Raw genomic sequence first — 21210 nt, forward strand, 5'->3', positions numbered from 1 at the left:
ATGTCGGCAGCATCCCCTGCCGGCCGGGTCGCGTGCGACGTGCGCGGCCGCCGGCGTCGTTTCCCGCCGCCGGAGATCTCCCATGCAAACCCGCGCAATCGGCCGCTCGCCGCTTTCCATCGCCCCGCTGGTGTTCGGCGGCAACGTGTTCGGCTGGAGCGCCGACGAGGCGCACTCGTTCGAACTGCTGGATGCGTTCGTCGACGGCGGTGGCAGCATGGTGGACACCGCCGACGTCTATTCCGCGTGGGTGCAGGGCAACCGGGGCGGCGAATCGGAAACCATCATCGGCAAGTGGCTGAAGCGCAGCGGCAAGCGCGACCGCGTGCAGATCGCCACCAAGGTGGCGAAATGGGTCGAGCATCCGGGCCTGTCGCCGATCAACATCCGCGCCGCGGTGGAGGGTTCGCTGCAGCGCCTGCAGACCGACCGCATCGACCTCTACTTCGCCCACCAGGACGACGCCAGCGTGCCCATGCACGAGACGCTGGGCGAGTTCGGGCGGCTGATCGAGGAAGGCAAGCTGCGCGCCATCGGCGCCTCCAACTTCAACGCCGACCGCCTCGCCGATGCGCTGGCGCTGTCGGCGCAACACGGCCTGCCCCGCTACGAATGCCTGCAGCCGGAATACAACCTCGTCGCACGCGCCGGCTACGAGGCGGAACTCGAACCGCTGGCGCGCAAGGAAGGCCTGGGCGTGGTCTGCTACTACGCGCTGGCCAGCGGTTTCCTTTCCGGCAAATACCGCAGCGCCGCCGACCTCGCCAAGAGCAGCGCGCGCGGCGGCGCGGCGAAGCGCTTCCTCGATCCGCACGGACTCGGCGTGCTCGCCGCACTGGACGCGATTGCCGCCGCGCACGGCGCCACGCCCGCGCAGGTGGCGCTCGCCTGGCTGATCGCCCGCCCGTCCATCACCGCACCGATCGCCAGCGCCACCAGCGTGCCGCAATTGCAGGAACTGCTGGGCGCGCTGTCGCTCACGCTGGGCACCGACGAGGTTGCCGCGCTGGATCGCGCCAGCGCGGCCTGATCAGGGCCCGCTTGCCGGAGCCGCCGCAGGCGCGGCGCTTCCGGCGGCGGCCGGCGCCTCGTCCAGCCCGATCGGCGCCTCCACCTCGTAACCCTGCGCCTTGAGTTTGGCGAGATAGCCGGTGGGCGAGAGCAGCTCCCCCATCGGCAGCATCGCGAAACTGGTCGCGTAGTCTTCCAGCGACTTGCGCGCCGCGGCCAGCCACGCGGCCTGCAGTTGCGCGGGCACGTCGTCGAGGCCCAGTTGCCGCGCGAAGCCGGCGCTGGTGACCGCGGTGACGCAGGCGTCGCGACGGTGGCTGTCCGGCAGGCGGCGCAACTCCTCCAGGTCGCCGGTGGCCCAGGCGTTCGCACGCGCGGTCATCGCCGGCAGGTCGTGCTCGATGCTGTCCAGCGTGCGGTTGAAGCACTCCTGGTCGCTGGGCGCCGCGGACTTGAACGCCTTGATCGCCTCGCGCGGCTGCTTGATCTCCACCCGGTATTCCACCGGCGTCTCCGGCACGCCGTCCTGCTTCGCCAGCGCGGCCACCGCACCCGACACGCCGCCGTCGTTGCTCAAGCCATTCGCCTTCAGCGCCTTCTTGTACAACTCCTGCGCCGCGAACAGCGGCCGCCAGCGCTCGATGCCGCTGTCGTCGCCGACGTATTTCTGCTTCAGCACCAGCCAGCGCGCATAGGTCGGCGCATCCATCACCTGGTCCAGCGTCTTGCCGTCCGGATTCTTGCGCGCGCCGTAGGCCGAGGGCAGCAGGAACAGCTTGCCGAAGAAGCCGACGTCCGCCTTGAGCTTGATCTTCGGTTCCAGCAGCACCTGCTTCGATTGCGCAAGCACCTGCTGCACCTCGTGCGACTCCCACTGGATATGCCCCGGCAACGGCGACAGCGTGCCCAGCACCCACAGCGCGTGATCGCCCTTGCTGACCTTCCACAGGCCCGGTCCCGGCACCACGCCACTCACTACTACCGGCGCCAGCAGGGGCACGTCGCTGGGAACCTGCGGAGTCGCGGCTGTGGCCGCGGCCGATGGCACCTGCTCGGGCATGGCAAACGCGACCGGTGCGGTCAGCGCAAAACAGAACAGCACTATCCAGCGGCGCATCGGGTTCATCCTCGTCGGTCGTTCTTGATGCCGGGGCAGCGTATCGCCTGCCCAATGTCGGCGCCATGACCGCGCCAGGCGCACATTGTTCGCTGCGGCGAGGCAATGGCGTTTGAATGGACATGCCCGATCGACGACGCGGCCTGCGCCGAAGCGAAGGCATGACGCGAATCGATCGTCAATGCTCGTGTTGCCAGTTGGGGAGGGGCCGATCAATCGACTGCCTGCTCGTCATTTTTGCGAAGGCAGGCTCTTCACAACAGCGAAGCCGGTCATCGAGTGCCGTTGTGTTCCGTGGCTTGCAGGCACTGGATCCCGGCCTTCGCTGGGATGATGAGCAAAAGCAGACCATCCTGAGCGCAACTAGCCTTGGGAATACGCACCCTGCGAAACAGAACGGAGCGCCAAGGCGCCCCGTTCCGCATCACGTCAACGATTGACGCCCTGCCTTATTGCAACCCCGCCAGCACCGCATTGAACGTGGCGCTGGGCCGCATGGCCTTGCCCACCAGTTCCAGGTCGGGCTGGTAGTAGCCCTTGATGTCGACGGGCTTGCCCTGCGCGCCGTTCAACTCGGCGACGATGGTCGCCTCGTCCGCGGCCAGCGCCTGGGCCAGCGGGGCGAACTTCGCCTTGAGTTCGGCGTCCTCGTCCTGCGCGGCCAGCGCCTGCGACCAGTACAGGGCGAGGTAGTAGTGGCTGCCGCGGTTGTCGAGTTCGCCGACCTTACGGGCGGGCGACTTGTTGTTGTCGAGGATCTTGCCGTTGGCCTGGTCCAGCGTCTTCGCCAGCACGGCGGCGCGCTTGTTGCCGTAGTGCTCGGCGAGGTGTTCCAGCGAGGCGGCCAGCGCGAGGTACTCGCCCAGCGAATCCCAGCGCAGGTAGTCCTCTTCCAGGAACTGCTGCACGTGCTTGGGCGCGGAGCCGCCGGCGCCGGTTTCGAACAGGCCGCCGCCGGCCATCAGCGGCACGATGGAAAGCATCTTGGCGCTGGTGCCCAGCTCCATGATCGGGAACAGGTCGGTGAGGTAGTCGCGCAGCACGTTGCCGGTGACCGAGATGGTGTCCTGGCCCTTGCGGATGCGTTCCAGCGAGAACTTCGTGGCCGCCACCGGATCGAGGATGCGGATGTCCAGGCCGGTCGTGTCGTGGTCCTTGAGGTAGCGCTCCACCTTGGCGATCAGCTCGCGGTCGTGCGCGCGGACGGGATCGAGCCAGAACACCGCCGGGGTGTTGGACAGGCGCGCGCGGCTCACCGCGAGCTTCACCCAGTCCTGCACCGGCGCGTCCTTGGCCTGGCAGGCGCGCCAGATGTCGCCGGCCTCCACCTCGTGCTGCAGCAGCACCTTGCCGGATTCGTCGGTGACCTTGACCGTGCCGTCGGCGGCGATCTGGAAGGTCTTGTCGTGCGAGCCGTATTCCTCGGCGGCCTGCGCCATCAGGCCCACGTTGGGCACGCTGCCCATGGTGGTCGGATCGTAGGCGCCGTGCGCCTTGCAGTCCTCGATCACCGCCTGGTAGACGCCCGCGTAGCAGCGGTCGGGGATCACCGCCTTGGTGTCCTGCAGCTTGCCTTCGGCGTTCCACATCTTGCCGGAGTCGCGGATCATCGCCGGCATCGAGGCGTCGACGATCACGTCGCTGGGCACGTGCAGGTTGGTGATGCCCTTGTCGGAGTTCACCATCGCCAGCGCCGGGCGCTGCGCGTATTCGGCGGCGATGTCGGCCTTGATCGCCGCCTGCGTCGCGGCCGGCAGGCCGTCGAGGCGCGCATACAGGTCGCCGATGCCGTTGTTCGGGTTGAAGCCCGCCTGCTTCAGCGCATCGGCGTGCTTCGTCAGCACGTCCTTGTAGAACTCGCCCACCGCCACGCCGAACATGATCGGGTCGGACACCTTCATCATGGTGGCCTTGAGGTGCAGCGAGAACAGCACGCCCTTCGCCTTGGCGTCCGCGATCTGCGCATCGACGAAGGCGGCCAGCGCCTTGCGGCTCATCACCGAGGCGTCGACGATCTCGCCCGCCTTCAGCGCCAGCTTGTCCTTCAGCAGCTTGCTGCTGCCGTCCTTGCCGAACCACTCGATCTTCACCGTGGTGGGCGCGGCGACCACGGCGGACTGCTCGCTGCCGTAGAAGTCGCCGTCGTCCATGTGCGCCACGTGGGTCTGCGAATCCTTGCTCCACGCGCCCATCTTGTGCGGATGCTTGCGCGCGTAGTTCTTCACCGAGAGCGGCGCGCGGCGGTCGGAGTTGCCTTCGCGCAGCACCGGGTTCACCGCGCTGCCCTTCACCTTGTCGTAGCGGGCGCGGGCGTCCTTCTCGGCATCGTTCTTCGGCTCGTCCGGATAATCCGGCAGCGCGAAACCGTGCGCCTGCAGTTCCTTGATCGCCGCCTTCAGCTGCGGCACCGAGGCGCTGATGTTCGGCAGCTTGATGATGTTCGCGTCCGGCATGGTGGCGAGGCGCCCCAGCTCGGCCAGGTGGTCGCCGACCTTCTGCCCGTCCTTCAGACGATCCGGAAACTGCGCCAGGATGCGGCCGGCCAGCGAGATGTCGCGCGTCTCGACCGCGATGCCCGCGGTGGCGGTGAACGCCTTCACGATGGGCAGCAGCGAAGCCGTGGCGAGGAACGGCGCCTCGTCGGTGAGGGTGTAGATGATCTTCGGCGTATCGGACATGGTCGGCGGGACTCTCTTCTCTGGCGGCGATGGGGATGGCACGCGACAAACGCGCCATTGTCGCGGTTTCGCGCGCGGGCGGCAAAGCGCTGCCCGCGTCGGGGCGTATCGGTGGGGTCTGCAGCCGGACACTGCACGGGCGCGGCCCAGCGACTCTCGCCGGTATCCGGCAGCCTGCAAGCCTCATGTTCATATGCGAATTCCCCATGTCGCATCTCCACCGCAGGCGCTGATATCCCGGCGGCCCAGTACGCGGCAATCCGCCGCCGGGCACGCCGCGGCGCTTGCAGGTAATCTCACACTGTGGGATCTCGGCCGTGCAGTCTGTTTGCAGGCCGGGAGACCAGGACATCCGGGGGGATTCGATATGGACGAGATCGGCCCGACCGACCTCAAGTCGATACTTCATTCCAAACGCGCCAACATCTATTACCTGCAGCACTGCCGGGTTCTGGTCAACGGTGGCCGGGTCGAATACGTCACCGACGCGGGCAGGCAATCGCTGTACTGGAACATCCCCATTGCCAACACCACCACGGTGTTGCTCGGCACGGGTACCTCGATCACCCAGGCCGCCATGCGCGAGCTGGCCAAGGCCGGCGTACTGGTGGGCTTCTGCGGTGGCGGGGGCACTCCGCTGTTCAGCGCCAACGAGGTCGATTTCGAGGTGGCGTGGTTTTCGCCGCAAAGCGAGTACCGTCCCACGGAATACATGCAGGCCTGGACGAGGTTCTGGTTCGACGACGATCTTCGCCTCGCTGCCGCCAAAGCTTTCCAGCATGCCCGCGCGCAGCGCATCCATGCAGCGTGGCAGAGCCGGGCCTTGCGCGATGCCGGTTTTATGGCCGACGGTGCACGGCTTGGCGAATTGCTGGAACGTACCCGCCGCCAGATCGATCTCGCGCAGGACGGCACCAGTCTCCTCACCGAAGAAGCCCGGCTGACCAAGGCGTTGTTCAAGCTGGCCGTGGATGCGGTGGGCTACGGCGAGTTCACCCGCGCCAAGCGCGGCAGCGGCAGCGACCCGGCCAACCGCTTTCTCGACCACGGCAATTATCTGGCCTACGGCCTTGGCGCCACTGCCACGTGGGTGCTTGGCCTGCCTCATGGTCTTGCCGTGCTGCACGGCAAGACCCGCCGCGGCGGCCTGGTGTTCGACACGGCCGATCTGGTGAAGGACGCCACCATCCTGCTGCAGGCCTTTCTCTCGGCGATGCGCGGCGACGAGGAACAAGGCTTCCGCCAGAACTGCGTCGAAGCGCTGACCCGCAGCGAATCGCTGGACTTCATGATCGACACGCTCAAGACCGTGGCGCTCGAAACGGCTGCGCTTGCCGCTCCTCCACGAGGGGAAAACGCGTGAACGTGCTGCTGGTCAGCCAATGCGACAAGCGGGCACTCACCGAAACCCGGCGCATTCTCGACCAGTTCGCCGAACGCCGCGGCGACCGCACCTGGCAGACCCCGATCACCCAGGCCGGGCTGGACACCTTGCGCAAGCTGCTGCGCAAAACCGCGCGCAAGAACACCGCCGTGGCCTGCCACTGGATACGCGGAGCCGACCACAGCGAACTCATGTGGATAGTCGGCGATGCGCGCCGCTTCAATGCCGAGGGCGCGGTGCCGACCAACACCACGACCGGGGACGTGCTGCGCAAGGGCGACGAGAACGACTGGCACAACGCCGAGGCCATCCGCCTGCTGGCGCAACTGGCCGCGCTGCTGCACGACCTTGGCAAAGCCAGCGTGGCGTTCCAGCAGCGCCTGCAAGGCCGCCTCGACGGTCGCAACCGCTACCGCCACGAGTGGGTTTCGCTGCGCCTGTTCCTGGCCTTCGTGGGCGAGGACGACGATGCCGGCTGGCTGACGCGCATGGCCGGGGACGATGACGGCAACGAGGCGGGCTGGATCGCGCCCGGCCGCTATTTGCGCGACGGCGTGGATGAAGGCATCGATCGTCATCCCTTCCTCGACCTCACGCAGCGGGCGCCACTGGCCGCCGCGATCGGCTGGCTGATCGTCACGCATCACCGGCTGCCGCTGGTACCACGCAGGAACGACGACGGCAGCCAGGCGTGGCTGGGCAAGCGCGCGGCCGGGTTTCAGATCGCATGGCTGGACACGCCACTGGCTGGCGTCGCCCATGACTGGAACGAAATCGACCAGCGCTCCACGCCGGCCCAGGCCATGCCGTACTGGCAGCTTGCCGGCGAGTTGCCGGTGGCATCCCCGGCATGGCAGGCCCAGGCCCGGCGCGCAGCCAAGGCACTGCTCGAACTCGGAAGCCGCCACGACACGGATTGGCTGGACAATCCCTACGTCATGCATCTGGCGCGCCTCGCCCTGATGCTGGCCGACCACCACTACTCCAGCCTGGGCGTGGAGGGCAACGGCAAGCCCGCCGTCGAGCGCCAACGCTTCGTGCAGCCCGACCAGGCGCTGTTTGCCAACACCGCGAGAAACGCCAGCGGCCAACCCGTGCCGAACCAGTCGCTGCTGGAGCACCTGCTCGGGGTCGGCCACACCGCCAGCCTGGTCGCCCACGCGCTGCCCCACTTCGAGCGCCACCTGCCCCGCCTCACCCACCATCGCGGCCTGCGCAAGCGCAGTTCCGATCCGCGTTTTGCGTGGCAGGACAAGGCCTTCGATGCAGCGACCGGAATGCGTGAAGCGGCGCGCGAACACGGCGCCTTCATCGTCAACATGGCATCCACCGGTTGCGGCAAGACACTGGCCAACGCACGCATCCTGTACGCCCTGGCCGAGCCGCAACTGGGGTTGCGTGCGAGCTATGCGCTGGGCCTGCGCACGCTCACCCTGCAAACCGGACGGAGCTACCGCCACGACCTGCACCTGAGCGACGACGAGCTGGCCGTCCTGGTGGGCGGCTCGGCCAGCCGCGCCCTGTTCGAGCATTACGAGGCCAGGGCCGAAGCCAACGGCTCGGCCTCCGTACAGGCATTGATCGAGGAAGACAGCCACGTGCTCTACGAGGGCAACGTGGCCGACCACCCGCTGCTCTCGCGCGCGCTCGCCAATCCCGAGATCCGCAAGCTGCTTTCCGCGCCGATGCTGGTGTGCACCGTCGATCATCTCGCGCCGGCCACCGAGTCGCTGCGCGCCGGCCGGCAGATCGCGCCGATGCTGCGACTGATGAGCAGCGACCTGGTACTGGACGAACTGGACGATTACGACCTGGACGACTTGCCCGCACTGACCCGGCTGACGCATTGGGCCGGCATGCTGGGCAGCCGCGTGGTGCTGTCCTCGGCCACGCTGCCGCCGGCGCTGGTGCAAGGCATGTTCATGGCGTACTGCGCCGGCCGCCGGCATTACCGCCGCAACCGCGGGCTGATACGACCCAGCGCGGATGCTCCGGTCGACATGCCTTGCCTGTGGACCGATGAATTCGGCGCACAGGTGCAAAGCTGCGCCAGCGACGACAGCTTCTCCGCCGCCCACGCGCGCTTCGTCGAGCGCCGCGTGGGCAAACTGCGGGCACAGGAGCCGCTGCGCATCGCCGAGTTGCTGCCGCTGGCGATCGACGGAAAACAGCCCGACGCGCGCATCCACATCGAGTTCGGCCATCGAGTGCGGGAAGCCTGCCTGCGCCTGCACGATGCACACGCCGAAACGGATCCCGCAACCGGCAGGCGCGCCAGCTTCGGCCTGGTGCGCATGGCCAACATCGGCCCGATCTTCGAGGTGGCCCGCGCACTGTGTGCAGGCGACATGCCAGCCAACACACGGATGCACCTGTGCGTGTACCACGCCCGCTTTCCCTTGGTGCAGCGTTCGGCCATCGAGGCAATGCTGGACGCCACGTTCAACCGACGCGACCCAGCGGCGGCATGGCGGCAGCCCGAAGTCCGCAAGGCGCTCGATGCCGGGAATGCCGAGGACAACCACTTGTTCGTGGTCCTTGCATCGCCGGTATGCGAGGTGGGGCGCGACTGGGACGCCGACTGGGCCCTCGCCGAACCTTCCTCGATGCGCTCGCTGATCCAGCTCGCGGGCCGTGTGCAGCGTCATCGCCGCAAGCCGCCGCCGGCACCCAACATGCTGGTGTTCGACACCAACCTCAAAGGCATGAAGTGCGGCAACGGACACGAGGCGGCATTCACGCGCCCCGGCTTCGAGAAGGCCACGCAGGACGAGCGCTTCCTGCTGACCAGCCACAGCCTGACCCGGCTGCTTGCCGAGGCCGAGTATCGACACCTCACCGCCATCCCGCGCATCCAGCCGCGTGAGCCGCTCGAACCGCGCCACCGCTGGGTGGACCTGGAACACGCCCGCCTGCGCGACGGGCTGCTGCCGAAGCCGCCTGCGCCGGCGGCAGCATCGCCGCGCCGCGGCGGCGGACAGAAACCGTCGCTTGAAGCCCCCGCATGCTGGCGATACCCGCAGGCGGCGCTCATCGGCGTGCTGCCGCAGCAGCAGCCGTTCCGCGAAGACACCATGAGAACGACCACGCTCGCCTGGCTTCCCGGCGAGGACCCGGACGAAGAGACGCTGTTGCCGCATCGCGTCGAAGAGCTGCGCGACGGCAGGCGCGGCCAGAAGCTGTACGTTCCGGCAGGGGAGTTGCTCCCTCCGTTTTCGCTGGACGTCGCGCCGAACGTCAGTCGCTGGGGCGAATTCGACCTGCCGACGCTGGTGCGCGAACAGGCCGAAGCCCTGGACCAGTCGCTCGAACGCGCGGCGGAAAAATTCACCACGGTCGAGGTGCCGGAAAGCGGCCAGGGCTGGCTGGGCCATCCGTGGCTGGGATACGTCAAGAAACCCTGAGGGGATTCAATGCCAAGGATCGATCAGCGTAAAGCCGCAGCCTTCGAAATCCCGCATGTTGCGCGTGGCCAGCGAGGCGCCTCGCGAACGCACGATGCCGGCAATCATCGCGTCGGATTGTCCGACCGGCCGCCCCTGCAGGCGACGCATTGCCGCGAGTTCCGCGTGGGCGTCGGCGGCGTCACCGTCGTACGGCAATACGCGCCCCGCCATGTCGGCAACAAATATGGCCGATACCTGCTCCTGCAACTGCTGCTTGCGGCGGCCCTCCGGCAACGCCAACACGCCGTACAACATCTCGCCCCGGCTGACGGCGGTGGTGAACAGCATCGAGCGCGCCTGCCCGGACAACCACTCCACCACCCTGGGCTCGGGCCGTGGCCGGATCAACTCCGACAACACGTTGGTGTCCAGCACGATCACTTGCCCGCATCCGGCTCGTCGAAATCCGGGGGATCGCGTTGCGGGTCACGGGCCGGCAGCTCCAGCTCCACGCCACCGAGCGGCTCCACCCGTGCGCGGATGGCCGCATACAGCGCTGCGCCGGAATCGTCCTCGACCCGGCCGGCCAAGGCGGCTCGCAGGATGCTGCGCGCCTCCTCTTCCATCGACTGCCCATGCCGCGCCGCCCGCAACCGCAGCAGCGTCTTCAGGTCGTCGTCCAGATTACGGATGGTCATGGTGGCCATGGGCAGGCTCTCCGGCAGTGACTGCAATGATTGCATTGTAGTCACTTCCGGAGCTGGTGCAGCTGCCTATGCGGCAGCGAGCGAATGGCGAAACAGATCACGCAATTTTCTAAGCTACCTATTCGGTAGAACAAACTAATCAAGCAATGGGAAAACTAATCAGGCAATGGTTGTTGACGCTTTCTGCTTACGTTAGCATTCAAAAGTCGGGGCACCGTTGACGCGGTGCCCCGACAAACAGCCAGCCGGTTGGAAGCCCGGGCCTACACACGAAAGGTCAGACGTGTAAGAGGATGCAAGAAGTGCTCTATCGACACTTCAAAAGGAGAGTCTTGTAACGACTCGCCCGACACCCGCGGTAGCTAGCTGCCGCGGGATTCTACAGGCACACCCGCTCAGGGTGCATGAAGGGATTCCCATGAACGAGAAAACGGGTCCGGCATCACGTGCCGGCCTCTTCCGCGCCTCCATCGCCGGCTTCATCGACGGCCGGCGCGAAGCCAAGCTGAAAGGCAAGGAGGACGATGCCGGCACGGCATCGAAATACGACTACGCCACCTGGCTGGCCGATGCGGTACGCCGGGTGGGTCAGATCCAGGCCGTGACCCACGTGCTCAAGGCCACGCACCCGGACGCACGCGGCAGCAGCCTGCACGTCGCCCCGTCCAGCCTGCCGCAACACGTCGAAATCGGCAGCCATCTGCTGGGCGACGCTTACGCCGAGGACGTGGTCGGCAATGCCGCAGCACTGGATGTGTTCAAGCTGCTCAAGCTCGAAGTCGACGGCAAGCGCCTGCTCGACTGGATGCAGGCCGGCGACGCCGATTTGCAGACCGCGCTATCCGACGACACTGATCAAGCCAAGGAATGGATGCTGGCATTCGCCTCGCTGGTGCGCGAGGAAGCCCAACCAGCCAGCCATCCCATGGCCAAGCAGCTTTACTGGTTGACCGGCGAAGATCCGCAGGACGACGCGCAATACCACCTGCTGCAACCGATGTTCGCCAGTTCGCTGGTCCATGCCGTGCACGCCGACATCCAGGACGCACGCTTTGGCGAGGCCAACAAGGAAGCACGGCAAGCCAAGCGTGACGACAAGCCGAGCGACAGCCCCTACCGCGACTATCGCCACCTCGTCGCCCGCAAGTTGGGCGGCACCAAGCCGCAGAACATTTCGCAATTGAACAGCGAACGCGGCGGCGTGAACTATCTGCTGGCCTCGCTGCCGCCACCGGCATGGAAGCAAAACCGTGGCACGAGCCTGCTCAAGCTCGACTCGGTGCTCGACGAAAAGCATGGCGGGTTCAGCCGATTCGGCGGAGTGCGCGACTTGCTGCATGCGCTCACCTCCTTCCTGAAGAAGAACCCCGATCCCACCCTGGAAACCCGCAACCATCGCGAGACCATCGAACGAGCCATAGGCCAGGAACTGGCCATGTATGGTGTGGCGATCCGCGGGAACTGCGCGGCAGGCTGGACGCGCGATGAAACCTGTCGGCTGCCCCTGTGCGAACAGCTCTGGCTCGATCCCGATCGCACGGAATTGCCGGAACGCAACGATCCCGGGCATCCGCACTGGCGCGAAGATGACCGCGCCTTCAACGAGGCCTACGCGCGCGGCGACTGGGCCGATGAGGTAGCCACCCGCTTCGGTCTCTGGCTCAACAACCAACTACGCAAGCGCAGCGACACGCTGGTCGCGTTGGGCGAGGCGGAAATGCGCCATTTCGCCCACCAGGCCATCATCGAGGTCGCATGGCCTCTCCCACAGCAGCGTCACGCCAAGGCAGGTGCCGCATGAACTGCCCCGAGTTCACCCACCTGCTGGTGCTGCCGCACCTCAAGGTGCACAACGCCAATGCGGTCTCCAGCCCGCTGACCCACGGGTTTCCGTCCATCACCGCGTTTCTCGGCCTGATGTGGGCATTGGAACGCAAGACCCGCGAGGCCGGCCTGGAGCTGGCTTTCAACGCCGTGGGTGTTGTCTGCCATGACCACGAGGAACAGACCACCGAGGGCGGCTTCGTCAAAAGCTTCCGGCTCACCCGCAACCCCGTCGGCAAGGATGGCGGTACCGCCGCCATCGTCGAGGAAGGTCGCATCCATCTCGAACTGAGCTTGTTGCTGGCGGTGTACACCGAGAACTGGAACGAGGACGCCCAGCAGCGCGACCTGCAAACCATCACCGGATTGCTGCAGGGCATGCGCATTGCGGGCGGCACGCTGCTTCCGCCCGCCCTGCCGCAGGGGTCGCGACGCCGACCATGGATTGCGGACTTCACCGACGACGCACACGACGACTTCCGCAAACTGCGCGCCCGACTCCTGCCCGGCTCCGCCCTGGTGGCACGCGATGACCTGATCGATCAGCGCCTGCAGGAGCTGCAAACGGCCACGCCGGCAGCCACCCGGCTTGATGCGTGGCTCTCGCTCTCGCGCATCAACTGGCGCCACGACGCTGCAGCCGAAGGCGGCAAGGGCGCCTGGCAGAACGACCGCACGAAAGGCTCCGGCTGGGTCGTACCCATCCCCGTCGGCTACGGCGCCCTCGGCAATCTGCATGCCGCCGGAAGCGTCGCCAATGCACGCGATGCCACCACGCCATTCCGCTTCGTGGAGAGCCTGTACTCCATGGGCGAATGGATCGGTCCGCACCGCCTGCACTCGCCGAAGGACCTGCTTTGGTACGCCGACAGCCGTTCCGACGAGGGGCTGTACCGCTGCCGCAACGACTACCGCGCCGCCGACGTTCACGCCGGCACCACTCTCTGACACGACAAGGAATTCCATCATGGCCAACGAACTCAAGACCGCTTCCGTGCTCGCCTTCGAGCGCAAGCTCGATCCCTCCGACGCGTTGCTTTCCGCCGGCACTTGGAGCACACGCGACGACGCGCAAGCCTGGGCGCCTGTCACGCTGCGCGAAAAATCCGTGCGCGGAACCATCTCCAACCGACTCAAGACCAAGGACCAGGATCCGGCCAAACTCGACGCCGCCATCGAGAACCCCAACCTGCAGACCGTGGATGTGGCCACCCTGCCCGCGGATGCGGACACGCTGAAGGTGCAGTTCACCCTGCGCGTACTCGCCGGCACCGGCCAGCCTTCCGCCTGCAACGATGCAGCGTACCGGCAGAAACTGCTGACCACCGTGGGCAGCTACGTACAGCAACACGGCTTTGCCGAGCTGGGCCGTCGCTACGCTGCCAATCTCGCCAATGGCCGTTTCCTGTGGCGCAACCGCATCGGTGCAGAGCAGGTGGAAGTGATCGTGGCCCACATCGAAGATGGCCGGCCCAAGGCCAGCTGGACATTCGACGCACTCTCCCACTCGCTGCAAACGCTCGCCGCCCCCGCCAGCGAAGCCCGGGCACATTCCGAATTGTCCGCGCTGGTGGCCGGTGGCCTTGCAGGCAACGCCCACGTACTGCTGCAAGTCACCGCGTTCGTGCGCATCGGCGCCGGGCAGGAGGTGTTCCCCTCGCAAGAGCTGATCCTCGACCGTGGCCGCGGCGACAAGAGCAAGACGCTGTACGCCGTCGAAGGCATCGCCGCCATCCACTCGCAGAAAATCGGCAACGCCCTGCGCACCATCGACACCTGGTACCCCGAAGCTGCCGGCAATGGGCCCATCGCCGTGGAGCCCTACGGCTCGGTCACCACCCAGGGCAAGGCCTATCGCCAGCCCAAGGAAAAGACCGACTTCTACAACCTGCTCGACAATTGGATCCTCAAGGACAAGGCTCCCGAGCCGGAGCATCAACACTTCGTCATCGCCACGTTGATCCGGGGCGGCGTCTTCGGCGACGCGAACTGACGCCATGACCACGCACTACATCGACATCCGGGTCGTCCCGGATCCGGAATCCGGGCCCGTGCAACTGCTGGGCGCCCTGTACGACCGCCTGCACCTCGCGCTGGTACAGCAAGGGCACGACAGCATCGGTGTCAGCTTCCCAGGCTACAGCCTCAGCCCGCGGGCAATCGGCCCCACCCTGCGCCTGCATGGCAGCGAGGCCACACTGAAGCAACTGCTCGCCACCGACTGGCTGAAAGGTATGCGCGACCACGTCCGCATCAGCGACGTTGCCGCGGCACCGGCCGATGCCCCGCATCGCGCGGTGCAGCGCAAGCAATTCAAGACCAACGCCGAACGCCTGCGGCGCCGGCGCATGCGCCGCAAGGACGAAACCGCAGAGCAAGCCCGGTCCGCCATTCCATCCAGCGTGGAACGTCGCCCCGACCTGCCCTATGTCCACATGCACAGCCGAAGCACCAGGCAGCCGTTCTGCCTGTTCATAGCCATGGGCCCACTGCAGGCCAAAGCCACACCGGGCAGCTTCAACAGCCATGGACTCGGGGGAGCGGCCACCATCCCCTGGTTCTGACCCTTTTCCCAACGACACTCACCAGACCATAGATATCAATCACCTGGAAGCCAGCCTCCCAATTGGGAGCGCTGGCTTTTTTTGCAACAATCCGTGGGCGACCAAGTACTTGGTCGTGCAGACATGTAGTTCGCTGCCGCGCAGGCAGCTCAGAAACGTTCGCCCCCATTCCTCTGCGCGCGTACTGGGTTCGCTGCCGCGCAGGCAGCTCAGAAATTCGACCAGTCTACGAAGTCCTCGAAGTATTCGTTCGCTGCCGCGCAGGCAGCTCAGAAATTCACGTAAGGCGCCTCGAACACCAGCTGCTTGTTCGCTGCCGCGCAGGCAGCTCAGAAAGTGTCGCCACTTGCTCACTGCTTGACGTGACAGTTCGCTGCCGCGCAGGCAGCTCAGAAATTGGCGGATACCCAGCGGTGAGCCTTCAGGACGTTCGCTGCCGCGCAGGCAGCTCAGAAAAGCAACGGCTTCGTGGACGACGATATCCCGTTGTTCGCTGCCGCGCAGGCAGCTCAGAAATGGCGCGGCATCGCGGTCGGTCGGTTGCCGGGGTTCGCTGCCGCGCAGGCAGCTCAGAAAAAACGAAAATCCGTTTGGACGGCTAAACAGGAGTTCGCTGCCGCGCAGGCAGCTCAGAAATTAAGCCACTTCCACATCTTGATGCCATAGTGGTTCGCTGCCGCGCAGGCAGCTCAGAAACGTATGCTCGGGTGATGAAGTGCTTTGTGCAAGTTCGCTGCCGCGCAGGCAGCTCAGAAAATTGGTGGCGGCCGTGATATTGCTCTTTGAGCGTTCGCTGCCGCGCAGGCAGCTCAGAAATGGATCGGGACGGACTGGGGACGTTGCGGCACGTTCGCTGCCGCGCAGGCAGCTCAGAAATGATCGCCCTCACCTCGCCAGCGGCGATCGCCGTTCGCTGCCGCGCAGGCAGCTCAGAAAAGATGCACGTGCGCACTTTCGCTGTCGGCTCGGTTCGCTGCCGCGCAGGCAGCTCAGAAAAGTCCGACGCCCACGCCGACAAGCGCCGAGAGGTTCGCTGCCGCGCAGGCAGCTCAGAAACTGCTGGGCGACGGCGTATGCCTTTCGATCACTGTTCGCTGCCGCGCAGGCAGCTCAGAAATGCGTCAGCGTGCCGGCAAGCTCATCCTTCAGGTTCGCTGCCGCGCAGGCAGCTCAGAAAAAGACCACAGCCGGTCCGCAGCACGGCAACGCGTTCGCTGCCGCGCAGGCAGCTCAGAAAATACAGGCGACAGCTTTCGAATCGAAGTCCGCGTTCGCTGCCGCGCAGGCAGCTCAGAAATTCGTGATCCGCTGCACCCAGTCAGCAGGCATGTTCGCTGCCGCGCAGGCAGCTCAGAAAGGATCAGTGACCGGAGGGTTCGGCGGCGTAGTGTTCGCTGCCGCGCAGGCAGCTCAGAAACTGCTTACGCAGCGCGGCTGTCTGCTGGTCCAGTTCGCTGCCGCGCAGGCAGCTCAGAAAAACGATTCGGTCTGTCGTGCTCACTCTCCATCGTTCGCTGCCGCGCAGGCAGCTCAGAAATGCTCGACGCTGCCACGGCTTTCCTCGATCGCGTTCGCTGCCGCGCAGGCAGCTCAGAAAAGCAGCAAGAGCGAAGGCCGCACCCGAGTGCAGTTCGCTGCCGCGCAGGCAGCTCAGAAAAACGATGCACTGCGCCGCAGCGACTACGCGGCGTTCGCTGCCGCGCAGGCAGCTCAGAAAATCGCCGGGGTCTCCTGCAATGCCCATCCATTGTTCGCTGCCGCGCAGGCAGCTCAGAAATTCACGTAAGGCGCCTCGAACACCAGCTGCTTGTTCGCTGCCGCGCAGGCAGCTCAGAAATGGCAGAAGCAGGTCGTTATCGACATCGGAGCGTTCGCTGCCGCGCAGGCAGCTCAGAAAGCGACGGGCTCGCCAGCTACCAGATGCACGTGGTTCGCTGCCGCGCAGGCAGCTCAGAAACAGTGTGCCGGCCGCGTTGCCGGTCATCGATTGTTCGCTGCCGCGCAGGCAGCTCAGAAATCGTAGTCGTCCTTCGTCTTCTGCGCCAGCAGGTTCGCTGCCGCGCAGGCAGCTCAGAAACTGCGAACCCCGAGCCGAACTGCCCGAAACACGTTCGCTGCCGCGCAGGCAGCTCAGAAATTCAACTCTCATGGCTTCGTGTCGCACGTTGGGTTCGCTGCCGCGCAGGCAGCTCAGAAATTCACCACCACGGTGCCGGCGCTGCCCAGGTCGTTCGCTGCCGCGCAGGCAGCTCAGAAATCTTGCACAACGGCAAAGGTTCCAATTCTGGCGTTCGCTGCCGCGCAGGCAGCTCAGAAAATACAGTGCGGCCAGCTTGTCCGCGTTGGCCTGTTCGCTGCCGCGCAGGCAGCTCAGAAAATAGGGCAGCATTCCCGAATTTCTTTGATCGTGTTCGCTGCCGCGCAGGCAGCTCAGAAACCGCAAGCACCAGCCGAGGTCTGGTCGCCACGGTTCGCTGCCGCGCAGGCAGCTCAGAAAAACGCTGCCTGGTATTTCTGCACCGCGATGATGTTCGCTGCCGCGCAGGCAGCTCAGAAAAGAACGAGAAGCTTAAGCTGCAGCGTGATCGAGTTCGCTGCCGCGCAGGCAGCTCAGAAAAGCTTGATCGCCTGCAGCAGCGCCGGCGTGGTGTTCGCTGCCGCGCAGGCAGCTCAGAAAGGTCGTGCCGCCAGCCCACTTGAACGAGGTCGGTTCGCTGCCGCGCAGGCAGCTCAGAAAACGTTACGGTGTGGACCCTGAAACGTTGCCGCGTTCGCTGCCGCGCAGGCAGCTCAGAAATATCGACGATCTCTGGATGGCTCTCAGGGCGGGTTCGCTGCCGCGCAGGCAGCTCAGAAAATGCGGACATTCGCAAGGTGGTTGGCGGGTACGTTCGCTGCCGCGCAGGCAGCTCAGAAAAGACGAAACACAAGCGCCCGGCGAACCCCGTGGTTCGCTGCCGCGCAGGCAGCTCAGAAAAGCCATCCCGGCGGGGCGAAATGAGGAAAGCGGTTCGCTGCCGCGCAGGCAGCTCAGAAAACCCACACGTAGCGAGCACGCACGCCATTACTGTTCGCTGCCGCGCAGGCAGCTCAGAAACGGAGTCGTCGGTTTCGTCGTCATCGGTCTGAGTTCGCTGCCGCGCAGGCAGCTCAGAAATCATGGCGCGACGAACATCAAGACCGCGCACAGTTCGCTGCCGCGCAGGCAGCTCAGAAAATGGCGTGATCAGCGTACTGACTGGGGGCAAGGTTCGCTGCCGCGCAGGCAGCTCAGAAAGCCTGATGGCGCGACAGAAGAAGCTGAACGATGTTCGCTGCCGCGCAGGCAGCTCAGAAAATTTGACGACCCCACATCGCCAGGCTTCTGACGTTCGCTGCCGCGCAGGCAGCTCAGAAACGATTCTCTTTCGCGACACGACCAATCCGCCGGTTCGCTGCCGCGCAGGCAGCTCAGAAAAGCGGGAAGGTGGCGACGTCGGCATCCTCGCCGTTCGCTGCCGCGCAGGCAGCTCAGAAAGGATCAGTGCCCTTCGGACCACCGCCATTCGAGTTCGCTGCCGCGCAGGCAGCTCAGAAAGACTGGTGACGATGAAGGTCGCCATTGAGCCAGTTCGCTGCCGCGCAGGCAGCTCAGAAAATGCCCCGCGCCCCTCGCGCCGCTGATCAGCCGTTCGCTGCCGCGCAGGCAGCTCAGAAACGGATCAGCCGCCTACGGCGGCGCCGGGCGGGGTTCGCTGCCGCGCAGGCAGCTCAGAAAGATGATAATCGACGCCTTCAGAATCTTGGAGCGTTCGCTGCCGCGCAGGCAGCTCAGAAAATGCAGCGGCCCCACTCGTATCGAGTGACTACGTTCGCTGCCGCGCAGGCAGCTCAGAAAGCCAGGGCAACCGGGTGCACGGTCGTGCCATTGTTCGCTGCCGCGCAGGCAGCTCAGAAAAGTCGCCGCGCTTCATCTTGCGGCCCGGCAGCGTTCGCTGCCGCGCAGGCAGCTCAGAAAACGCCGCTGGCCATGCCGCTGCCGTCGTACAGGTTCGCTGCCGCGCAGGCAGCTCAGAAAAGTGACGGCTGCGCCGATTGCCATGTTCGCTCGTTCGCTGCCGCGCAGGCAGCTCAGAAAATCGAGCAGCTCATCTGCCGAAACTTCTTCTCGTTCGCTGCCGCGCAGGCAGCTCAGAAACTGAGCGGGGCTTTGAATTTCACGGGGCGGCGAGTTCGCTGCCGCGCAGGCAGCTCAGAAAGAGTAGCGCCTTAAGAGCCCATTGTCCGACAGGTTCGCTGCCGCGCAGGCAGCTCAGAAATGACATTTAGACGTTTAGACGTCCAAAAAGGAGTTCGCTGCCGCGCAGGCAGCTCAGAAATTTGAGCTGTTTGCCGAATCACGCGGATGGGAGTTCGCTGCCGCGCAGGCAGCTCAGAAAAAGGAATACCGTCAACGCGAGGGCGCATCCACGTTCGCTGCCGCGCAGGCAGCTCAGAAACGTTTGGGTGCGGGATGTCCTGGGCGGCCATGGTTCGCTGCCGCGCAGGCAGCTCAGAAAGGTGTGGATCGGCTACGACCCGAAGGGCGACGGTTCGCTGCCGCGCAGGCAGCTCAGAAATGCCAATCGCAAACTCCCGCCGACAACGCCCCGTTCGCTGCCGCGCAGGCAGCTCAGAAATGATCCGGAATATGTGAATGGTAAAGCTGAACGTTCGCTGCCGCGCAGGCAGCTCAGAAAGACCTGGCGTTCGCGTAGCGCATCGCCTTGACGTTCGCTGCCGCGCAGGCAGCTCAGAAATGGTCCTGGGTAAGCTCAGGGCAAGCGAGGCTGTTCGCTGCCGCGCAGGCAGCTCAGAAATACAGTTCTGCGTGGCAGCAGTGTATTGCGGCGTTCGCTGCCGCGCAGGCAGCTCAGAAATGCTGCGCCTGGCACGGCGGCAGGGGATACGGGTTCGCTGCCGCGCAGGCAGCTCAGAAAGGTACAGCGGCGAAGGCTCCACCGGAGTAAACGTTCGCTGCCGCGCAGGCAGCTCAGAAATCAGACAGTCAAAGCAGCCGCACTCGGGACAGGTTCGCTGCCGCGCAGGCAGCTCAGAAAACATTATCGTGCGCGCCAAGATTGAGCATGGGGTTCGCTGCCGCGCAGGCAGCTCAGAAAGTAGACATCGGCGTCGATGGGCACGATGGCGAGTTCGCTGCCGCGCAGGCAGCTCAGAAAGCTCCCGACCCTTAGCCATTAACTCGCAGGCGGTTCGCTGCCGCGCAGGCAGCTCAGAAAACAGCGCTGCCCCTACGCTTACGCGGTTTGATGTTCGCTGCCGCGCAGGCAGCTCAGAAAGTCTGCGCGGCGGCATCGGTCGCGCGAGGCGTGTTCGCTGCCGCGCAGGCAGCTCAGAAATTCCCGACATCGACCAGCCCTCCGCAACTGTCGTTCGCTGCCGCGCAGGCAGCTCAGAAATTTGAGCCGAGGCTTGGTCGTGTGCGTGTTGCGTTCGCTGCCGCGCAGGCAGCTCAGAAAGTGGGGATGCCCCAGGAGTTGAGCTGCTGGGCGTTCGCTGCCGCGCAGGCAGCTCAGAAAACGATCATGCGGCGACCGGTGTCCCCGTTGTTGTTCGCTGCCGCGCAGGCAGCTCAGAAAACTTCACGGGATCTGCATTGATCCCCTGATCGGTTCGCTGCCGCGCAGGCAGCTCAGAAATGTCGCGATCTGCCAAATGTAGGCAGGAGTGGGTTCGCTGCCGCGCAGGCAGCTCAGAAATTCGCTGTCGCCAGGCGCGCGCGCCATTGCGTGTTCGCTGCCGCGCAGGCAGCTCAGAAACGCCGGATCAGTGGGGCGACGCCTTTCTACGGGTTCGCTGCCGCGCAGGCAGCTCAGAAAACAGGCAGCTGCCGCCGTCAGTGCAGGACAAGGTTCGCTGCCGCGCAGGCAGCTCAGAAACAACCCGTAGAATTGCTTAAGGGCCTATTCGGGTTCGCTGCCGCGCAGGCAGCTCAGAAAAGTGGGGGTGCGCAGATATGCGTCCCCGGTAAGTTCGCTGCCGCGCAGGCAGCTCAGAAAAGCGTGACCATCTCGCCACTGGCGGTGTAACCGTTCGCTGCCGCGCAGGCAGCTCAGAAATAATGTCAACAATTATTTTTGCCGCCCTGGCCGTTCGCTGCCGCGCAGGCAGCTCAGAAATACACGATCCGGCGGATACGCCTTGCCCAGCAGTTCGCTGCCGCGCAGGCAGCTCAGAAAGCAACGCTCATCAGCGACCCGGACGCGATGTTGTTCGCTGCCGCGCAGGCAGCTCAGAAAATTCAGGAGATGGGCGGCATGCGCAGCGGCACGTTCGCTGCCGCGCAGGCAGCTCAGAAATCCAGCGTGCCGGGTTTCCAGCAGGTGGAGGGGTTCGCTGCCGCGCAGGCAGCTCAGAAAATTCAGATGTCGATATGTCGAATATTCCTGCAGTTCGCTGCCGCGCAGGCAGCTCAGAAAATGCAGAGCCCACAGCGACCAGCACACCCACCGTTCGCTGCCGCGCAGGCAGCTCAGAAAACAAGGAGATCGACTTCGGCA

General features: G+C 65.4%; 11 protein-coding genes and 1 CRISPR repeat array (1 of these 12 only partly in view). Of the genes, 7 read left to right on the forward strand and 4 right to left on the reverse strand.

Translation table 11 applies throughout. From position 1 onward, the window contains the following. Nucleotides 1–82: 82 nt before the first annotated feature. Nucleotides 83–1030 (forward strand): aldo/keto reductase, encoded by a 948-nt coding sequence (locus PCA_RS15225; protein ID WP_181303460.1) that lies wholly within the window; start codon nucleotides 83–85, stop codon nucleotides 1028–1030. Here the strand turns inward: PCA_RS15225 and PCA_RS15230 are convergent, their stop codons facing one another. Further along, the gene (locus PCA_RS15230) at nucleotides 1031–2128 is read right to left on the reverse strand and encodes a TraB/GumN family protein (protein WP_255436905.1); all 1098 of its coding nucleotides are present in this window, start codon (nucleotides 2126–2128) and stop codon (nucleotides 1031–1033) included. Nucleotides 2129–2577: 449 nt separating this feature from the next. After that, entirely contained in the window at nucleotides 2578–4806 is a 2229-nt protein-coding gene (locus PCA_RS15235; RefSeq protein WP_181303462.1) for an NADP-dependent isocitrate dehydrogenase, read from the reverse strand. Between the two features lie 367 nt (nucleotides 4807–5173). On the opposite strand from PCA_RS15235, the gene cas1f reads away from it, so the two are divergent. Next, complete coding sequence (gene cas1f / locus PCA_RS15240; protein ID WP_181303463.1) at nucleotides 5174–6169, forward strand: type I-F CRISPR-associated endonuclease Cas1f; 996 nt, start codon at nucleotides 5174–5176, stop codon at nucleotides 6167–6169. Then, the gene (gene cas3f / locus PCA_RS15245) at nucleotides 6166–9594 is read left to right on the forward strand and encodes a type I-F CRISPR-associated helicase Cas3f (RefSeq protein WP_181303464.1); all 3429 of its coding nucleotides are present in this window, start codon (nucleotides 6166–6168) and stop codon (nucleotides 9592–9594) included. The genes cas1f and cas3f overlap by 4 nt, the downstream gene beginning before the upstream one ends. A 6-nt stretch (nucleotides 9595–9600) precedes the next feature. Here the strand turns inward: cas3f and PCA_RS15250 are convergent, their stop codons facing one another. Both PCA_RS15250 and PCA_RS15255 read right to left on the reverse strand, forming a co-directional pair. Further along, nucleotides 9601–10017 (reverse strand): type II toxin-antitoxin system VapC family toxin, encoded by a 417-nt coding sequence (locus PCA_RS15250; protein ID WP_181303465.1) that lies wholly within the window; start codon nucleotides 10015–10017, stop codon nucleotides 9601–9603. Continuing rightward, complete coding sequence (locus PCA_RS15255) at nucleotides 10014–10283, reverse strand: plasmid stabilization protein (RefSeq protein WP_181303466.1); 270 nt, start codon at nucleotides 10281–10283, stop codon at nucleotides 10014–10016. The genes PCA_RS15250 and PCA_RS15255 overlap by 4 nt, the downstream gene beginning before the upstream one ends. A 418-nt stretch (nucleotides 10284–10701) precedes the next feature. Here PCA_RS15255 and csy1 point away from each other — a divergent pair, with 418 nt between their 5' ends. The 4 genes from csy1 to cas6f are packed head-to-tail and all read left to right on the forward strand — an operon-like array spanning nucleotide 10702 to nucleotide 14671. Continuing rightward, nucleotides 10702–12084 (forward strand): type I-F CRISPR-associated protein Csy1, encoded by a 1383-nt coding sequence (csy1, locus tag PCA_RS15260; RefSeq protein WP_181303467.1) that lies wholly within the window; start codon nucleotides 10702–10704, stop codon nucleotides 12082–12084. Nucleotides 12085–12110: 26 nt separating this feature from the next. Then, entirely contained in the window at nucleotides 12111–13055 is a 945-nt protein-coding gene (gene csy2, locus PCA_RS15265) for a type I-F CRISPR-associated protein Csy2 (RefSeq protein ID WP_343204476.1), read from the forward strand. A gap of 19 nt (nucleotides 13056–13074) precedes the next feature. Continuing rightward, the gene (gene csy3, locus PCA_RS15270; RefSeq protein WP_181303469.1) at nucleotides 13075–14100 is read left to right on the forward strand and encodes a type I-F CRISPR-associated protein Csy3; all 1026 of its coding nucleotides are present in this window, start codon (nucleotides 13075–13077) and stop codon (nucleotides 14098–14100) included. A 4-nt stretch (nucleotides 14101–14104) separates the two neighbouring features. Then, nucleotides 14105–14671, forward strand: coding sequence for a type I-F CRISPR-associated endoribonuclease Cas6/Csy4 (gene cas6f, locus PCA_RS15275; protein WP_181303470.1), 567 nt, complete (start codon nucleotides 14105–14107; stop codon nucleotides 14669–14671). A 128-nt stretch (nucleotides 14672–14799) separates the two neighbouring features. Then, nucleotides 14800–21210: a CRISPR direct-repeat array (repeat unit 28 nt; unit sequence GTTCGCTGCCGCGCAGGCAGCTCAGAAA) (it continues 2079 nt past the right edge of the window).

The sequence above is a fragment of the Rhodanobacter sp. PCA2 genome (assembly GCF_013620825.1).
Lineage (GTDB): Bacteria > Pseudomonadota > Gammaproteobacteria > Xanthomonadales > Rhodanobacteraceae > Rhodanobacter_A.

Bases quoted from the DNA above. Each gene is read 5' to 3' on its own strand.
- PCA_RS15225 (WP_181303460.1), top strand. From the start codon at position 83: ATGCAAACCCGCGCAATCGGCCGCTCGCCGCTTTCCATCGCCCCGCTG.
- PCA_RS15230 (WP_255436905.1), bottom strand. From the start codon at position 2,128: ATGCGCCGCTGGATAGTGCTGTTCTGTTTTGCGCTGACCGCACCGGTC.
- PCA_RS15235 (WP_181303462.1), bottom strand. From the start codon at position 4,806: ATGTCCGATACGCCGAAGATCATCTACACCCTCACCGACGAGGCGCCG.
- cas1f (WP_181303463.1), top strand. From the start codon at position 5,174: ATGGACGAGATCGGCCCGACCGACCTCAAGTCGATACTTCATTCCAAA.
- PCA_RS15255 (WP_181303466.1), bottom strand. From the start codon at position 10,283: ATGGCCACCATGACCATCCGTAATCTGGACGACGACCTGAAGACGCTG.
- csy1 (WP_181303467.1), top strand. From the start codon at position 10,702: ATGAACGAGAAAACGGGTCCGGCATCACGTGCCGGCCTCTTCCGCGCC.
- csy3 (WP_181303469.1), top strand. From the start codon at position 13,075: ATGGCCAACGAACTCAAGACCGCTTCCGTGCTCGCCTTCGAGCGCAAG.
- cas6f (WP_181303470.1), top strand. From the start codon at position 14,105: ATGACCACGCACTACATCGACATCCGGGTCGTCCCGGATCCGGAATCC.